At 69.1% G+C, this 16,248-nt stretch carries 14 protein-coding genes and 1 riboswitch; of the genes, 7 read left to right on the top strand and 7 right to left on the bottom strand.

Annotation, left to right across the window (positions count from 1 at the left end):
* Window positions 1–2: 2 nt before the first annotated feature.
* Together KHU32_RS10400 and KHU32_RS10405 are read right to left on the bottom strand one after the other, a co-directional pair.
* Window positions 3–2,486 carry a glycogen/starch/alpha-glucan phosphorylase gene (locus KHU32_RS10400; protein ID WP_314069781.1) on the bottom strand — a complete coding sequence of 828 codons (2,484 nt, stop codon included), beginning with the start codon at window positions 2,484–2,486 and terminating at the stop codon, window positions 3–5.
* A 95-nt stretch (window positions 2,487–2,581) separates the two neighbouring features.
* Window positions 2,582–3,493, bottom strand: a complete 912-nt coding sequence (locus KHU32_RS10405) for a PfkB family carbohydrate kinase (RefSeq protein WP_213670037.1) — start codon at window positions 3,491–3,493, stop codon at window positions 2,582–2,584.
* 203 nt (window positions 3,494–3,696) lie between these two features.
* Here KHU32_RS10405 and KHU32_RS10410 point away from each other — a divergent pair, with 203 nt between their 5' ends.
* Both KHU32_RS10410 and KHU32_RS10415 read left to right on the top strand, forming a co-directional pair.
* Window positions 3,697–4,641, top strand: a complete 945-nt coding sequence (locus KHU32_RS10410; RefSeq protein ID WP_213670038.1) for an alpha/beta hydrolase — start codon at window positions 3,697–3,699, stop codon at window positions 4,639–4,641.
* A gap of 23 nt (window positions 4,642–4,664) precedes the next feature.
* A complete protein-coding gene (locus KHU32_RS10415; RefSeq protein ID WP_213670039.1) occupies window positions 4,665–5,453 on the top strand; it encodes an SDR family NAD(P)-dependent oxidoreductase in 789 nt (262 codons plus the stop codon).
* A 48-nt stretch (window positions 5,454–5,501) separates the two neighbouring features.
* On the opposite strand, the gene KHU32_RS10420 is transcribed toward KHU32_RS10415, so the two are convergent.
* The 4 genes from KHU32_RS10420 to KHU32_RS10435 all read right to left on the bottom strand — a co-directional run bounded on the left by KHU32_RS10420 (window position 5,502) and on the right by KHU32_RS10435 (window position 8,056).
* Complete coding sequence (locus KHU32_RS10420) at window positions 5,502–6,116, bottom strand: SH3-like domain-containing protein (RefSeq protein ID WP_213670040.1); 615 nt, start codon at window positions 6,114–6,116, stop codon at window positions 5,502–5,504.
* A gap of 3 nt (window positions 6,117–6,119) precedes the next feature.
* A complete protein-coding gene (locus KHU32_RS10425; protein ID WP_213670041.1) occupies window positions 6,120–6,725 on the bottom strand; it encodes a nitrile hydratase subunit alpha in 606 nt (201 codons plus the stop codon).
* A 163-nt stretch (window positions 6,726–6,888) separates the two neighbouring features.
* Window positions 6,889–7,126, bottom strand: a riboswitch (cobalamin riboswitch).
* Window positions 7,127–7,152: 26 nt separating this feature from the next.
* Complete coding sequence (locus tag KHU32_RS10430; protein ID WP_314069794.1) at window positions 7,153–7,866, bottom strand: tRNA1(Val) (adenine(37)-N6)-methyltransferase; 714 nt, start codon at window positions 7,864–7,866, stop codon at window positions 7,153–7,155.
* Window positions 7,859–8,056 (bottom strand): putative signal transducing protein, encoded by a 198-nt coding sequence (locus KHU32_RS10435; RefSeq protein ID WP_213670043.1) that lies wholly within the window; start codon window positions 8,054–8,056, stop codon window positions 7,859–7,861. Before KHU32_RS10435 ends, KHU32_RS10430 begins: the two co-directional genes overlap by 8 nt.
* 199 nt (window positions 8,057–8,255) lie before the next feature.
* Between KHU32_RS10435 and KHU32_RS10440 the strand changes: the two genes are divergently transcribed.
* Window positions 8,256–9,212 carry a polyprenyl synthetase family protein gene (locus tag KHU32_RS10440; RefSeq protein WP_213670869.1) on the top strand — a complete coding sequence of 319 codons (957 nt, stop codon included), beginning with the start codon at window positions 8,256–8,258 and terminating at the stop codon, window positions 9,210–9,212.
* Between the two features lie 4 nt (window positions 9,213–9,216).
* The gene (locus KHU32_RS10445) at window positions 9,217–10,065 is read left to right on the top strand and encodes a sulfurtransferase (protein WP_213670044.1); all 849 of its coding nucleotides are present in this window, start codon (window positions 9,217–9,219) and stop codon (window positions 10,063–10,065) included.
* Window positions 10,066–10,086: 21 nt separating this feature from the next.
* Here the strand turns inward: KHU32_RS10445 and KHU32_RS10450 are convergent, their stop codons facing one another.
* Window positions 10,087–11,049 carry a Bug family tripartite tricarboxylate transporter substrate binding protein gene (locus tag KHU32_RS10450; RefSeq protein WP_213670045.1) on the bottom strand — a complete coding sequence of 321 codons (963 nt, stop codon included), beginning with the start codon at window positions 11,047–11,049 and terminating at the stop codon, window positions 10,087–10,089.
* Between the two features lie 367 nt (window positions 11,050–11,416).
* On the opposite strand from KHU32_RS10450, the gene KHU32_RS10455 reads away from it, so the two are divergent.
* The 3 genes from KHU32_RS10455 to KHU32_RS10465 are packed head-to-tail and all read left to right on the top strand — an operon-like array spanning window position 11,417 to window position 16,221.
* Window positions 11,417–12,799 carry a M20/M25/M40 family metallo-hydrolase gene (locus KHU32_RS10455; protein ID WP_213670047.1) on the top strand — a complete coding sequence of 461 codons (1,383 nt, stop codon included), beginning with the start codon at window positions 11,417–11,419 and terminating at the stop codon, window positions 12,797–12,799.
* Window positions 12,800–12,836: 37 nt separating this feature from the next.
* Window positions 12,837–14,375 carry an AbgT family transporter gene (locus KHU32_RS10460; RefSeq protein ID WP_213670048.1) on the top strand — a complete coding sequence of 513 codons (1,539 nt, stop codon included), beginning with the start codon at window positions 12,837–12,839 and terminating at the stop codon, window positions 14,373–14,375.
* A gap of 34 nt (window positions 14,376–14,409) precedes the next feature.
* Entirely contained in the window at window positions 14,410–16,221 is a 1,812-nt protein-coding gene (locus KHU32_RS10465; protein ID WP_213670049.1) for an SLC13 family permease, read from the top strand.
* The last annotated feature ends 27 nt before the right edge of the window (window positions 16,222–16,248 follow it).

A 16,248-nucleotide genomic window follows, 5' to 3' on the forward strand; every position in this document is an offset into this window, starting at 1 on the left:
GGCTATCCCGGCACCGGTACTTGCCAGATCTCCTGCGCGTATTCCGCGATGGTGCGATCGGACGAGAACCAGCCCATCCCGGCCGTGTTCAGGATGGCGGAGCGGCCCCATTCGGCCGGCCGTGCCCAGCGCTGCGCGACCTTGCGCTGCATGTCGTAGTAGCTGTCGAAATCCGCGGTCACCATGAAGTGATCATTGTCGCGCAGCATCTGGACGAGATCGCGGTAGCGGCCGGGATCGTCGGGCGAGAAGACGCCGGAAGACAGGGCTTCCAGCGCCTGCTGCAGCCGCGGCGACTGGTCGATGGAATCCTGGCCGCGCCAGCCTTCAGCCCGGCGCTGCGCCACCTGGTCGGTGGTGAGGCCGAAGATGAAGATGTTCTCGTCGCCCACATGCTCGTGGATCTCGACATTGGCGCCGTCCATCGTGCCGATGGTGAGCGCGCCGTTGAGCGCCAGCTTCATGTTGCCGGTGCCCGACGCCTCCATGCCCGCCGTCGAGATCTGCTCGGACAGGTCGCAGGCGGGCACGATCATCTCCGCCAGGGAGACGTTGTAGTTCGGCAGGAAGGCCACCTTCAGCCGGTCGCGGATCGCGGGATCGCGATTGACCCGGCGCGCAATGTCGTGCGCGAGCTTGATGATCAGCTTGGCGCGGTGATAGCTCGCCGCCGCCTTGCCGGCGAAGATCTTCACGCGCGGCACGTAATCGCGCTGCGGCTGGGCGTGCATCTCGTTGTAGAGCGCCACCGTCTCCAGCAGGTTCAGCAGCTGGCGCTTGTATTCGTGGATACGCTTGATCTGCACGTCGAAGAGCGCGCCGGGATCCACGCGGAGGTTGATCTCGCGGCGGATCAGCGCGGCGAGCGCCTCCTTGTTCGTCCGCTTCACGGCGGCGAAGCGCTGCTGGAAGGTGGTGTCGGTGGCGAGGGGGCGCAGCGCGGAAAGCGCCGCGGGGCGGTCGAGGAAATCGGGCCCGATGCTCTCCACCAGCAGTTCCGTCAGGCACGGGTTGCACTGCTGCAGCCAGCGCCGGAAGGTGATGCCGTTGGTCTTGTTGGTGATGCGCCCCGGGAAGAGCGTGTCGAAGTCGTGGAAGACCGTCTTCTTCAGCAGGTCCGAATGGAGCGCTGAGACGCCGTTCACCTTGTGCGAGCCGACGAAGGCGAGGTTGCCCATGCGCACACGCCGGCCATGCCCTTCCTCGATGAGCGACACCGAGGCCAGCAGGCCGAGGTCGCCCGGATGCGACGCGGCGACCGTGTCCAGATGGATGGCGTTGATCAGGTAGATGATCTGCATGTGGCGCGGCAGCAACCGCTCCATCAGCGAGACCGGCCAGGTCTCCAGCGCCTCGGGCAGGAGGGTATGGTTCGTGTAGGAGATGGTGGCCTGCGTGACGCGCCAGGCGTCGTTCCACTCCATGCCATGATCGTCGAGCAGCAGGCGCATCAGCTCCGCCACGACGATCGCCGGGTGGGTGTCGTTGAGCTGGATGGCGACGCGGTCGGGCAGTGTCTCGAGGCTGCCATAGACGCGGACATGGCGGCGGATGAGGTCCTGCAGCGCGGCGGAGCTGAAGAAGAACTCCTGCCGCAGCCGCAGCTCCTGCCCGGCGGGCGTGTCGTCCGAAGGATAGAGCAGCCGGGAGATGGCCTCCGCGCGCACGCGGTCGGACAGCGCGCCGATATGGTCGCCGCGGTTGAAGGCCTCGATCTGCAGCGGATCGGCCGCGCGGGCGGACCAGAGGCGCAGCGTGTTCACGTGCTTGCCGCGCCAGCCGACGACCGGCGTGTCATAGGCCACGGCAAGGACCGTCTCGGCCGGCTTCCAGACGTGATGCGGCTCGCCATCCTCGCCATTCACCTGCTCGACGGAGCCGCCGAAGCCGATGGGATGGGCGATCTCGGGCCGGGCGAATTCCCAGGGGTTGCCGAATTCTAGCCAGTTCTCGGGATATTCCTCCTGCCAGCCCTGCCGGATCACCTGGCGGAAGAGCCCGTGATCGTAGCGGATGCCGTAGCCGAAGGCGGGAATCTGCAGGCTGGCCAGACTCTCCATGAAGCAGGCGGCGAGGCGGCCGAGGCCGCCATTGCCCAGCGCCGCGTCGGGCTCGCTGGCGAAGACCTTCGCCGCGTCGACATCGAGCGAGGCAAGCGCCGCCTTCACCTCCGTCGTCAGCAGGAGGTTGGAGATATTCTCGCGCAGCAGCCGCCCGATCAGGAACTCCAGGGAGAGGTAGTAGACCTGCTTCTGGCCGTGCTCGTAGGTGGACCGCATGTCCTTGAGCCAGGGGGCGACGATCTGGTCGCGCACCGCCAGCGCCGTCGCGATGAACCAGTCGCGGTCCAGCGCGCCGGCCCGGCTCTTGCCGAGATCGTAGGTCAGCTTGCGCAGGATGGTGTCGTGCAGTGCCTCGCCGTCATGCGGGGAGGGCGGGATGTCGCCATGCAGGGCAGGGATGGGGGGCTTGTCGGCTTCGTTCACGGAAGTACCTCGGCTCTGTCCCGGCAATCTATCGGGCGAATGTGGCACGGTTTGCGCGGCGATCGAAGGATTCGGGCCGCCGCGCCGCCCTTGGGCTATCCGGAGAACTCCCGGAGGAATTCCTCCAGCTCCGGCCGGTGGGCGGTGGCGCCGTCACGCGCGCGGAGCGCGCCCGCGGCGCTGCTGAAGCGGATGGCCTGTTCCATCTCCATCCCCTCCGCCATCGCCAGCGCGAAGGCGCCGTGGAAGACGTCGCCGGCGCCCGTCGTGTCGCGCGGCTCGATGCGGAAGATGGGCGTCTCGCGGATCGTGTCCTCGCCGCGCAGGATCCAGAGGGTGCTCTTCTCGCCGCGGGTGACGGCGGCCATGCGCGTGGCGCCCTCGGAGACCGCCTTGCGCAGGGCATCGGGCGGGCGCGCGCCGGAGCCGTAATTGGTGAGGCCGGGGACGGAGAAGATCGCGTAGCGGACGCGCGGCACGAGGTCGAGCAGCAGGCGGGTCTCGCTGCGCTCGCCGTCCAGCACGGTCGGGATGTCGCGCTTCTCGGCCTCCTCCAGCGCCACATGGGCGCCTTCCGGCCAGCGCGGATCGCAGAGAACGGCCTTGGCCTCGGCCAGCATGCCGAGCGGCAGCCAGGACGGGTCGGTGCCCAGGCCGTCGCCGCGATAGCCCATGATGGCGCGCTCGCCGTAGCGGTCCACCAACACGGCGGAGACCGGGCTACGCGCCCCGGCGATCTGCCTCATTCCCGTGAGGTCGATCTCCTCGCTCCTGAGACCGTCGATCAGCAGATCCGCATTGGAATCGCCGCCAACGCGGCCCCAGAAGGCGGCGCGGCCGCCGAGGCGGGTCACCGCGATCGCCGCATTGGCGGCCATGCCGCCGACATTGAGGTGATAGGCCTTGGCCTGGGACTTTGAAGGGGGTTGGGGAACCTCATCCACCCGGAAGACGTGATCCGCGACGACATTCCCGAGGCAGACCACAAGGGGCTTGGATGTCTTCATCGGGTGGAGGGTAACCCATTTCTCCGTCGCGTTGAAACCGCGTCGGCTCTCCGCAGGCGGAGAGATCTGCTTCAATTTGAAGACATTGCGGGGATTTCCCGAAGCGCAACCTTCAATATTCGGCCAGGGCGGTGGAGTTGCCGGCCGCACGGCCGTGGCCAAAGATGCCGGAGACGGATGAAACCAAGAGAAGAGGAGCCCAGATGGCCGCGCCGCTGCACCCCGATTGCCAGGCCTTCCTGAACTTCGTCGCCGAGCTGGGCCGGCCCCGCTTCGAGGACATGGCCGCGCTGGACACACGAACCCTCTATGCCGCCGGCCGAAAGGTGCTGCAGCCGGCCTCACCGGATGTGGCCGAGGCACGCGATCTCGTCCTGCCCAGCGGCGTCGCGGCCCGCCTCTACCGGCCGATGGGCAGCACGGCGGGCGAGGCGTTGCCCTGCCTCGTCTTCGCGCATGGCGGCGGCTGGGTGGTCGGCGACCTCGACACGCACGACCACCCGGCACGGACGATCGCGAACCTCTCCGGCTGCGCGGTGCTGAGCGTCGACTACCGCCTGGCGCCGGAGCATCGCTTCCCCGCCGCGGTCGAAGATTTCGGCGAGGCGGTGCGCTATGCTGCCGCGAATGCCGTCGCGCTCGGCATCGATCCGGATCGCCTGGCCGTGGGCGGCGACAGCGCGGGCGGCAATCTCGCGGCGGTCGCGGCGCTCATGTCCCGCGACGGGAGCCTGCCGCCGCTGCGCTTCCAGATGCTCATCTACCCCGTCACCGAGATGGCGCAGACCCATGAGAGCTATGTGCGCTTCACCTCGGCCTCGGGCCTGCCGCTCACCGACGCCACCATGCGCTGGTTCCGCGACCACTATGCGCCGGAGTCCGCGAGCTGGAACGACTGGCGGGCCTCACCGCTGCGCGCGGCCAGCCTCTCGGGCACGGCGCCCGCCTTCGTGCTGACGGTGGGCCACGACCCGCTTTGCGACGAGGGGCGCGACTATGCCGCCCGGCTCGAGCGCGAGGGCGTGCGCGTCACGCATGTGCACGCGGCCGACATGCTGCACGGGGTGATGACCATGAGCGCGATCGTGAAGCCCGCGCTCGGCTACATGGAGATGGCCGCGCGCGCGCTGCGCGACGCCATGGGGTGACAACAACAAAGAAGGGAGACGACATGCGCTTCGAAGGAAAGGTCGCCGTGGTGACCGGTGCCGCCAACGGCATCGGGCTGGAGGCCGCGCAGGCCTTTGCGCGCGAGGGGGCGAAGGTGCTGCTGGTCGATCGCGACCAGGCCGGCGAAGCGCGGGCCGCCGAGCTCAGGGCCGAAGGGCTCAAGGCGCGCTTCCAGCAGGCCGACGTGACGAAGTCCGACGAGGTGCGCGCCTATGTTGAGGCCGCCGTCGCGGCCTGGGGCGGCATCCACTGCTTCTTCAACAATGCCGGTATCGAGGGGAAGGTCGCCGCCATCCATGAGCAGGACGAGGCGGATTTTGACCGGGTGATCGCCGTGAATGTCCGCGGCGTTTTCCTCGGCCTCAAATACGTGCTGCCGGTGATGATCCGCCAGGGTGGCGGCGCGGTGGTGAACACGGCCTCGACGGCGGCGCTGGTCGGCTCGGCCGGCATCTCGCCCTACACGGCGTCCAAGCATGCGGTGCTGGGGCTCACGCGCAGCGTCTCGGGCGAGGTGGCGCGCCAGGGGGTGCGGGTGAACGCCCTCTGCCCGGGCCCGACCGACACGCGGATGATCCATTCGCTGGAGGACCAGGCGACCGCGCGTGGCGCCAACGACGCCGCGGAGCGCTACCGCTCGGCCATCCCCCTCGGCCGCTACGCCACGGTGGAGGAGGTGGTGGCGATGGTGCTGTTCCTCTGCTCCGACGCGGCCACGGCCATCACGGGCGGGCAGTTCCAGGTCGATGGCGGACGTACCGCCTGTCCGGGCGGCAGCGCGCTGCGCTGAACCCGCCCGAGGCGGCAGGAGAGGGGGGTCGGCCCCTCTCCCCGTAACTCAGGGCTGCGGCACCTTTTCCAGGTAGCTCTGGAAGACGCCGACATGGTTGAAGGCCTCGTCGCTGCTGTCCGGCCAGAGCTCCGTGGAGCGGAAGCGCACGTCGTAGGTCGGCTCCATGGTCGCCTGCATCTGGTGGGCGCTGGCGTCAGGGAAGGGATAGGGCGGCGAGATTCCGACCACCACGCCCGTCTTGCCGCGGATATAGCCCGGCATGCGGTGGTGCCCCGAAACGAACTCGTACTTCACGCGCACCGTCTCGCCGATCTCGAAGGTCTGCGGCGGCGCGGCCATGCGCCCCGGGCCGATCGGCAAAGCGAGCGGAAAGCTGCCCTCGACCAGCGCCTCCAGCTCCTCCTTCGTGGTGATGCCCTTTTCCACGGCGAGGGTGGCGGCCGCCGTCAGCACGCGCTCGTAATAGGGCGCACTCATATAGTGGATCGGCGCCATGCGCTCGATGGCGTGGCGGTACTCGTCCATGTTGTAGATGTGGGTCTTCACCGAGATGGCCGAGAGCGCCCGGGCCAGCGGCTCCCAGGTTTCGTCATGGGGTTGCGCCGGGTAGGCGATGGTCCCGAAGCCCTGCTTGCCGCCGAGGTCGTGCATGCTGTCCATGGTTCAGCCCTTCACCTCGTCGAGGCGCGAGGCCCCGATCATGGAATCCTGCGTGACGATCGGCGCCAGCTTTTCGGCCGGCCATCCCGCGGTCGCCGGCGGCTGCACGGGCAGCACCATGTAGCGGGTGTCCGCCGTCGTGTCCCAGACGCGGATCTCGGTCGTGGCCGGCAGGTCGAGGCCCATCTCGCGCAGCGCCGTGCGGGACTCGCGGACCACGCGGGCGCGGTACTCCATGTCCTTGTACCAGTCGGGCGCGGCGCCGATGATCGTATAGGCGGTGCAGGAGCACAGCGTGCAGACGATCAGGTTGTGGATGTCCGGCGTGTTCTCCAGCACCACGAGCTGGCGGTGATGCTCCGGGAAGTCGAAGCCCATCTCGCGCGCGGCGGCAGTGCCGTCCTTCAGCATGCGTTCGCGGTATTCGGGATCGGTCCAGGCGCGGGCGACCATCTGCCCGCCATTGGAGGTGACCCACTCATCCTCGGCGTGCTCGGTGAATTCCTCGACGAAGCCGTCGGGAAGGATGCCCTTGCCCTTCAGCACGATCTCGAGGGCCGCGGTACGCTGCTCGATCGGGGCGGGCGGTTTGGGGGCGGTGGCGACCATGGCAGTTTCTCCTCTTTTATCGTTCGTATCCAGCAGGCTGGGTGAATCGCACAGCAAGGCGGCCGGGCCGAGGGCTGGCGAAGGCTTCAGCCAGGAAATGCACATCCCGAATACCTTGCCCCGGTGCACCCCGCCCGGATCCTGAAGGGGTTGCGACGGCGCCCGGGGCGCATCGGCAAGGGCAGGTCTCCTGGCTCGCGGGTCGTCGAGGCTGGCCCACCTTCCCGCGGCATCCGCCGCAGTGGCCCGCCCCAGAACCTGGGAGCGGAGGGGCCAGCGTCTCGCCGCTGACAGTTGCGGGGGCAGCTGCCGACTTGCCCGGGCGGAGGAGCATTCCTCCGGCGGACGCACGGCATTCCCTTTTCACCCGCTCGCGCGGGACCATTGCGCTCCCATGCTGGCAAGGCGGCGCCCGGGGCGCAAGGGCTCAGAGCGCGTGGCCGTCCCGCAGCACGGCGTGGCTGGCGGGGGTGGCCGCGCCGTCTGCCTCGTGCAGCACGAGGCCCGGCAGCACCTCGTCGGCGCCGCGGCCGCCCTTGCGGGCGCGGAGGAGGATGCGCTTGGCCGGAACGCCGGCCCGCGGCCAGAGCGGCAGCAGCCGCACCGAACCGCAGCCGGCCTCCCGCAGGCCCGCGACCGCCTCGGCCAGCCGCGCGGCGGGCAGCACCAGCGAGACCGTCCCCTTGTGCCGGACGGGGCGGGCGAGGGCGGCGATCCAGGCCGAAAGCGGCGCGTCCTCATGGGCCGCCTGCCGCCGCCCCGCATCCGGAGAGGCCGTGCCCGCGCTCCAGTAGGGAGGATTGGAGAGGGCATGGTGCATGGGCGGCAAGGCGGGCAGGGCGCGGCAATCCCCGGCCAGGATCCGGGCGTCCACACCGTTCAGGCCGGCATTCCGCTCGGCCAGGGCCGCCAGTTCGGGATCGCGCTCCACGGCGGTGACGGCGATGCCGGGCAGGCGCGCCGCGAGGCACAGGAAGGCCGCCCCGGTCCCGGCGCCGAATTCCAGCACCGATTCGCCGGCTCGCGCCGGAACGAAGGCCGCCAGCAGCACCGGGTCGATGGCCGCGCGGAAGCCATGGCGTGGCTGGAGCAGCCGCACCCGTCCCCCAAGCAGGGCATCCTCGGTGAGGTCGTCAGACACCCGCGTCCCGCAGCAGGCGTCGCGCCCGGCCGGCATGCTCGGCGGCGACGGCCAGCCGGCGCGGGAAGATCGACAGGCCAAGGCCTACGACATTGTGGTCGAGCTGCACCGCCTCGATCCCCGCATCCCGCAGCAAGGCCGCCAGGAATTGGATTCGAATGGGATCGGCGTCCTCGGCGACCACGTTCATCGCGGGAAATCCTTGATTTGCCTCGCCTTGCGGCCACATCTGCTGCTCGGGTATCCTGCATCGTCCCGGGCCGGGTCAAGTAGGCCGGACCCAAGGCGGACATGAACTTCAGGGGTTAGAGCGAGTGGCTGGTGCGATCGACGCGAAACGGGACGGCGCGCGGCAGAAGGATCATGGGGAAGGGGCCCTTACCCGACTCATGGACCTCGTCGCCGAGGACCTGTCCGCCTGCAACACGCTCATCGTCGAGCGCATGCACAGCCATGTCGCCCTCATCCCGCAGCTGGCGGCGCATATCGTCGCGGCCGGCGGGAAGCGGCTGCGGCCGCTGCTGACGCTCGCGGCTTCCCGCCTCTGCGGCTACGAGGGGGTTCGTCACGTCTCGCTCGCCGCCTGCGTGGAATTCATCCACACCGCGACGCTGCTGCATGACGACGTGGTGGACGAGAGCGAGCTGCGGCGGGGCCAGGCCAGCGCCAATGCGCTCTTCGGCAACAAGCCCTCCGTCCTCGTCGGCGATTTCCTCTTCGCCCGCGCCTTCCAGCTGATGATCGAGGATAAGAGCCTCGAGACACTGCGCATCCTGGCCGCGGCCTCGGCGACGCTGGCCGAGGGCGAGGTGCTGCAGCTCATCACCCAGAACGACCTCTCCACCACCGAGGCCCAGTATCTTGAGGTCATCGAGGGCAAGACGGCGGCGCTCTTCGCGGCCGCGACCCGCCTCGGCGCCGTGGTGGCCGACCGTCCGCAGGCCGAGGCGGAGGCGCTGGACGCCTATGGTCACAACCTCGGCATCGCCTTCCAGCTGGTGGACGACGCCCTCGACTACTCGGCCGAGCAGGCGAGCCTCGGCAAGACCGTGGGCGACGACTTCCGCGAGGGGAAGATGACCCTTCCGGTGCTGCTGGCCTTCCACGACGGCGACACGGCCGAGCAGGCCTTCTGGCGCCGGACCCTGGAGGAAGGCGAGCAGGGCGAGGCTGATCTTGGAGAGGCGCAGCGGCTGCTGGAGCGGCACAACGGTATCGGCCGCACGATCGACCGCGCCGAGACCTACGGCGAGGCGGCGATCCGGGCCCTCGACATCTTCCCGGCGAACGAGGCGAAGCTCGCGCTGATCGACGTTGTCCGCTTCTGCATCGACCGCGCGAGGTAGAGCCGTGCTCGTGGACCCCGATTGGCTGGCGGCGCGGCTCGGGGATCCTTCGGTCCGCGTCATCGACTGCAGCGTGGGGCTGGTGCCGCAGCCGGTCGGCGCCTCGCTGGTCACCAGCGGCCGCGATGCCTGGCGGGAGGGGCATGTCCCCGGGGCCGCCTATCTCCACATGACGGAAGACCTCTCCGCGCCGCGCGAGGGCCTGCCCTACAACCTGCCTCCGGCCGAGCGGATGACCGCGCTGTTGCAGGGTATCGGCATCAACCAGGACACGACCGTCGTGCTCTACGGCACGGGCTATCCGCCCGCCGTGACCCGCGCCTGGTGGGTGCTGAGGGCCTCCGGCGTGCGGGACGTCCGCATCCTGGACGGCGGGTGGCGGCGCTGGGTGAGCGAGGGCCATCCGGTCTCGACCGAGGCGCCGGTCTTCTCGCGCGGGGATTTCGTGGCCGGCACGGACCACCGCCTCCTCGCCGACCGGGAGACGGTCCGGCAGGCGCTCGGTGCCGCGGATGTGCTGCTGGTCAATGCGCTGTCGCCCCAGCAGTTCCAGGGCACGGGCGGCGCGCATTACGGCCGGCCGGGCCGCATTCCGGGCAGCGTGAACCTGCCGAGCGCCGAGTTGGTCGATCCCGCCACCCGGCGCTACCGGACGCCGGAGGAACTGCGGAAGATCTTCGTGGAGCTCGGCGCCTTCGATCATGGGCGCGTCATCGCCTATTGCGGCGGAGGCATCGCGGCCAGCGCCACAGTCTTCGCGCTGGCGCTCCTCGGCCACCCGGACGTGGCGCTCTACGACGCCTCGCTGCTGGAATGGTCCGCCGACGAGACCCTGCCGATGGAGGCCGGCTGAGGCCGGCCTCCGGCGCGCGGGTCAGTCCGCGCGGATATTGACGGCCTGGATGACGCGCAGCCAGTTCTCGCGATCGGCGGTCATGCGGCGCTGGAAGGTCGCCGTATCCTCGAAATGCGGCGTCATGCCGCCGGCCACGATGCGTTCGCGGACCGTCTCGTCGGCCAGCGCCTGGCGGATGCCGTCGGTCCACCGCGCCAGCGCCTCGGCGGGGATGTCGCGCCGCGCGCAGATGCCGAACCAGCCGACGACCTCGAGCCCGGGGACGCTCTCCGCCAGCGGCCGTGCCTCGGGGAAAATCGGCGAAGGCGTGCCATCAGCGATGCCCAGCAGGCGCAGGCGCCCACCCTGGATATGCCCTACCGCGTCGCCGAGGTTGGTCATGCTGAAGTCGATGCGGCCGGCGAGGATCTCCAGCATGGCCGGCGCCGCGCCGCGAAAGGAGATGTGCGAGATGTCCGTCCGGGTCAGCTGCTTCAGCAGCTCGCCCCCCAGGTGCTGCGCCGAGCCCACGCCGGGGCTCGCATAGGTGAGCTCGCCGGGGCGCCGCCGCGCCGCCTCCACGATGTCGTTGAGGCTGCGATAAGGGCTCTCCGCCCGGACCACGAGGCCGTAGCTGGACATGGTGACCACCGCGACGGGGCCCAGATCCGTGCCGGGGTCGACCGGCATCCGGGCGCCGAGGAGCTGCGGCGTGATGGTGGCCGTGCTCATCGGGCAGACAAAGGTCGTGTAGCCGTCGGCCGGGCTGTTCACCACGGCCTCGGCGCCCAGGACGCCGTTCACGCCCGTGCGGTTCTCCACGACGATGCGCTGGCCGAAGATCGTGCCGACGGCATCCGCCACTACGCGGCCCACGAAGTCGCTCGACCCGCCGGCGGCCGAGCCGCTGACGATGCGAAGAGGGCGATCGGGGAAGGCGGCGGCAGCGGGCGCCAGGCTCGCGGCGAGGACCGCCGCCGAGCAGATGAGAGTCTTGAACATTGTTTCCTCCGGTTGAGTGGGGACGCAGGACGTCCCGATGGCATGGCCCGAGCGACGCGGGTCGATCGGGCCTCAAGGCATGCCCGCCAGGGTGATTCGGCGCGCAAGCGCGCGATTCGCCTGACTGGGCAATAAGTTACCAGAGGAGCGGCGCGGGGTCGCATCGGGGGGCAGCCGTGGCGTCCGGAGAGCGCCAAGTTCCGCACGGTTGCATCGATTGCTGCATGTGGGACGGCCCGCCAAGGCTCGGGACACCCGACGCATCCATCCGTTGAACTGAGTCGATAGCCTTCCCAGAGGGCGGGAGCGACGTTGCGGTGCAAAGGTGCCCGGGACAGCTTCGCGCAGAAGTTCCTCCGGAGGCCCCATGACTCAGCTCGACCAGGTTCTCGCGCATATCGATGCCGATCTCGACGCCGCGCTCGATCGGCTTTTCGCCACGCTGCGCATCAAGTCCATCTCCACCGATCCCGCCTTTGCCGGCGATTGCCAGGCCTGCGCCGATTGGCACGTCGCCGACCTGGCCAGCATCGGCTTCGAGGCCAGCGCCCGGCCGACGCCGGGCCACCCCATCGTCGTGGCGCATGACCGCAAGACCGCGGGCCCCTCGGCGCTCTTCTACGGCCATTACGACGTCCAGCCGGTGGATCCGCTGGAGCTCTGGACGAAGGATCCCTTCGAGCCGGTGATCGAGACGCGCGAGGACGGCACCAAGGTCATCCGCGGCCGCGGCACCGCCGACGACAAGGGCCAGCTCATGACCTTCGTCGAGGCCTGCCGCGCCTGGAAGGCCGTCACCGGCAAGCTGCCCATCCCCGTCTCCATCATCCTGGAGGGCGAGGAGGAGAGCGGCGGCGTGAACCTGCCGCCCTTCCTGAAGTCCAACGCCGACGAGCTGAAGGCCGATATCGGCCTGATCTGCGACACCAACATGTGGGACGCGCAGACGCCCGCCATCACCACCATGCTGCGCGGCCTCTGCGGCGAGGAGGTGATCATCCACGCCGCCGACCGCGACCTGCATTCGGGCTTCTACGGCTCGGCCGCCGCCAATCCGAACCGGGTCCTGGCGAAGATCATCGCCGGCCTGCATGACGAGAACGACCGCGTGACGCTGCCGGGCTTCTATGACGGCGTGCCCGAGCTGCCCAACGCCCTGCGCGAGCAGTGGGACACGCTGGGCTTCGACGCCGGGCAGTTCCTGGGCGCCGTCGGCCTCTCGGTCCCGGCCGGCGAGAAGGGGCGGACGGCCCTGGAGATGGTCTGGTCGCGCCCGACCTGCGAGATCAACGGCATGGGCGGCGGCTATCAGGGCGCGGGCTTCAAGACCGTGATCCCGTCCATCGCCTCGGCGAAGATCTCCTTCCGCCTCGTCTTCGACCAGGACCCGCACGCCATCCGCAAGGCTTTCCGCGAGTACGTCCAGGCGAACCTGCCGGCGGATTGCCGCGCCGAGTTCCTCGAGCATGGGTCGGGCCAGGCCATCCGCTTCCCGATCGACGCGCCCGAGTTCGAAAAGGCCCGCCAGGCGCTGACCGACGAGTGGAACAAGCCCGGCGTCTTCATCGGCGGCGGCGGCTCCATCCCCGTGACGCACGAGCTCAAGAAGGCCCTGGGGATGGACGTGATCCTGGCCGGCTTCGGCCTGGAGGACGACCGCATCCACAGCCCCAACGAGAAGTACGACCTGGAGTGCTTCCGCAAGGGCATCCGCTCCTGGGCCCGCATCCTCGACGCCCTCTCGCGCTGATCCGCAACAAGACCCGAAACAAGAAGAAGACAGACCGATGAGCGACGCCGCCGCATCCAAGACCGCGATGCAGAAGATGCTTGATGTGGTGGAGCGCGTTGGGAACCGGGTGCCGCACCCGGTTCTCATCTTCGTGATCCTGATCGGGCTGGTGATCGGCCTTTCGGCGATCCTGGGGGGCATGGGGGTCAGCGTCTCCTACCCCCAGGTGAACCTGGAGACCGACCAGATTGAATACCTGACCACCTCGGCGCGGAGCCTGCTCACCGTCGAGGGCATCCGGTTCATGTTCACCGGGATCGTCCAGAACTTCATGAATTTCAACGCGGTGGGCGTCATCATCATCGCGATGGTGGGCGTCGGCGTCGCCGAGGAGGCGGGGCTCGTCAAGGCGCTGATCCGCAAGCTGGTCGTGGTCGCGCCGCCCAAGGCGCTGACCTATATCCTCGTCTTCGTCGGCATCGTCTCCAGCATCGCGGCCGATGCGGGCTACCTGGTGCTGATCCCGCTGGCGGCGGCGGCCTTCCTGAGCGTGGGCCGGCATCCGCTGGCCGGTCTGGCCGCGGCCTTCGCCGCCGTGGCCTCCGCCTTCCTGGTGAACGTGCTGATCGTCCCGGTGGACGGCATCCTGACCGAGATCACCAACGACGCCATCGCGCTGGTGAACCCGAACATCAAGATCGACCTCGCGGCCAATGTCTGGTTCTCCATCGCCTCGGTGGTGATGCTGACCGTGCTCATCGCCGTGATCACCGAGCGCGTGATCGAGCCGCGCCTGGGCACCTATACGGGCGACTACAAGCTGGAGGGCGATACCGGCCTTTCGGATGACGAAGGCCGCGGGCTGCGCTGGGCGCTCTACGGGCTGATCGGCGTCTTCGCCTTCCTGGCCCTGCTGACGCTCCCGCCCGGCGCGCCGCTGCGCAACCCGACGACGGGCGCGATCATCGGCAACTCGCCCTTCATGAACAGCCTGATCGTCTCGATCGCGCTGGTCTTCCTGGTCTGCGGCGTCGCCTACGGCAAGGGCGCGCGGACGATGAACACGACCAACGACGTGATCGGGGCCATGCAGAAGGCCATCGCGAGCCTCTCCGGCCTGATCCTGCTGCTGCTGGTCATCAGCCAGTTCATCGCCTTCTTCAACTACACCAACATGGCGACCCTGGCCGCCGTCTCGCTGGCCGAGGTGCTGACGCGGGCCAACCTCAACGCCATCTGGCTGCTGGTGGGCTTCGTCGTGGTGGTCTTCCTGCTCGACCTGATCATCACGGCGGCCATCGCCAAATGGGCCATCTTCGCGCCGATCTTCGTGCCGCTGCTCATGCAGCTCGGCATGTCGCCGGAGGCGGTGCTGGCGGCCTATCGCGTGGGCGATTCGCCGATGAACGCCATCACGCCGCTGAACGCCTATTTCGCGATGATCGTGACCTTCGCCATCAAGTATCAGAAGGACGCCGGCGTCGGCACCGTGATCGCGCTGATGCTGCCCTATGTGGTGGTGCTGAGCGTGGTCTGGACCTTCTTCCTGGTGGGTTGGTATCTGCTGGGCCTGCCTTGGGGATTGGGAGCCTGACCTCCGGCCCCGCCGGAGCGCCAGGTGGCGCGCCATGAGCGATATCACCATCACCTTCACCATCATCGGCGTGATGGTTCTGCTCTTCGTCTCCAACCGGGCGCCCATCGGCCCGGTGGCGCTGGCGGCCGCGCTGACGCTCTACTTCACCGGCATCCTCGACCATCATGAGGCGCTGGCGGGCTTCGGCGACACGACGGTGCTCTTCATCGCCTCCCTTTTCGTGGTGAGCGCCAGCCTGGACGCGACGGGCGTCACCGCCTGGGCCGGTAAGCTGCTGATCGCCCAGGCGGGGAAGAGCCGCCGGCGGCTGCTGATCCTCGCCATGCTCCTTGTGGGCTTCCTGACGGCGCTGATCGGCTCCAGCGGCGCGGTCTCGGCGCTCCTGCCGGTGCTCGTGCTGGTGGCGGTGCGACTGGGCTGGTCGCCCTCGCAGCTCATGATGCCGCTGGCCTTTGCCTCCTATTCGGGATCCATGCTCGTGCTGACGGGCAGCCTGGTGAACGTGCTGGTCTCGGACGCCGCCACGGAGGCCGGCATGCCTCCCTTTGGCTATTTCGAGGTGACGGCCGTCGGGCTGCCGCTGCTGGCCGGGACGATCGTCATCGTGGTCTTCCTCGGCGAGAAGCTGCTGCCGATGCGGGCAGGGCGGGGCATCCCGCAGGATCTCAGCCGGCATTCCGGCACGCTGGCCGAGCAGTACCAGGTCTTCGAGAGCATCCACCGCCTGGTGATCACGCCGGATTCGCCCTTCGTCGGCCAGCCGAGCCCGGCCATCGAGGCCGAGAACCGCCCGGGCCTCAGTCTCATCGCGGTCCGTCCCGGCGGGGGGCGGCCGCCCATCGCCAATCCGGTCCTTGCCGCGGGCGACGTCCTCTTCATGCGCGGCGAGGCCCAGACCATCGCCGACTTCGCCGCCGATAAGCGTCTCGAGAATGCCGAGCCCGCCCGGCACGCCGAGATCAGCGCCTCGCTCTTCAACCAGACGCACGGTTTTACCGAGGTGGTGCTGCCGCCGCGCTCCAACCTGATCGGCGATACGGTCTTCCCCGGAATGGTCACGCCGGCGGGTGACCTCATCATCCTCGGCATTCAGCGCCGCGGCGAAAATCAGGGCCCGGGCAAGGTCGTGCTGGCGGTCGGCGACACGCTGCTTATCCAGGGCCGCTGGGAAGCGCTGGAGAAGCATTCGGGCGATCACGACGTGCTGGTGGTGGCGGCACCTGAGGCCATCCGTGGCCAGGCCATCCCCCTCGGGACAGGGGCGGCGCGCGCCGTCACGATCCTGGTGATGATGGTCGTGGCCCTGGCGACGGGCGTCGTACCGAGCGTCGTCGCTGGCGTCACGGCCGCCTGCGCGGCCGTGCTGCTCGGCGTGCTGAAGGTCGAGCGCGCCTATCGCGCGATCAACTGGACGGCGCTGATCATGATCGCCTCGCTGATCCCGCTCTCCACCGCCATGCGCAAGACCGGCGCGGCCGAACTCATCGCCGATACGCTGGTCGGCCTGCTGGGCGAGGCGAGTCCCTACAAGATGCTGGCGGCCCTCTTCGTGCTGACGGCGCTCCTCGGCCAGCTCATCAGCAGCACGGCGACGGCGCTGATCCTCATCCCTGTCGCCATCGCGGCGGCGACGGAGATCGGCATCTCGCCTCGCACGGCGCTGGTCACGGTGGCCATCGCCGCCGCAGCTTCCTTCCTCACGCCCATCGCCTCCTCGGCCAGCCTGATGGTCCAGGGGCCAGGCGGCTATCGCTTCGGGGACTACTGGAAGCTCGGCCTGCCGCTCCTTGGCTGGTCCTTCCTGATCGCGACCTTCCTGGTCCCGGTCTTCTGGCCTTTCTGAACCCGGTTTCTTGAACAAGGGGCTGCC

This window comes from Roseococcus pinisoli, from assembly GCF_018413645.1.
GTDB classification, from domain to species: Bacteria; Pseudomonadota; Alphaproteobacteria; order Acetobacterales; family Acetobacteraceae; genus Roseococcus; species Roseococcus pinisoli.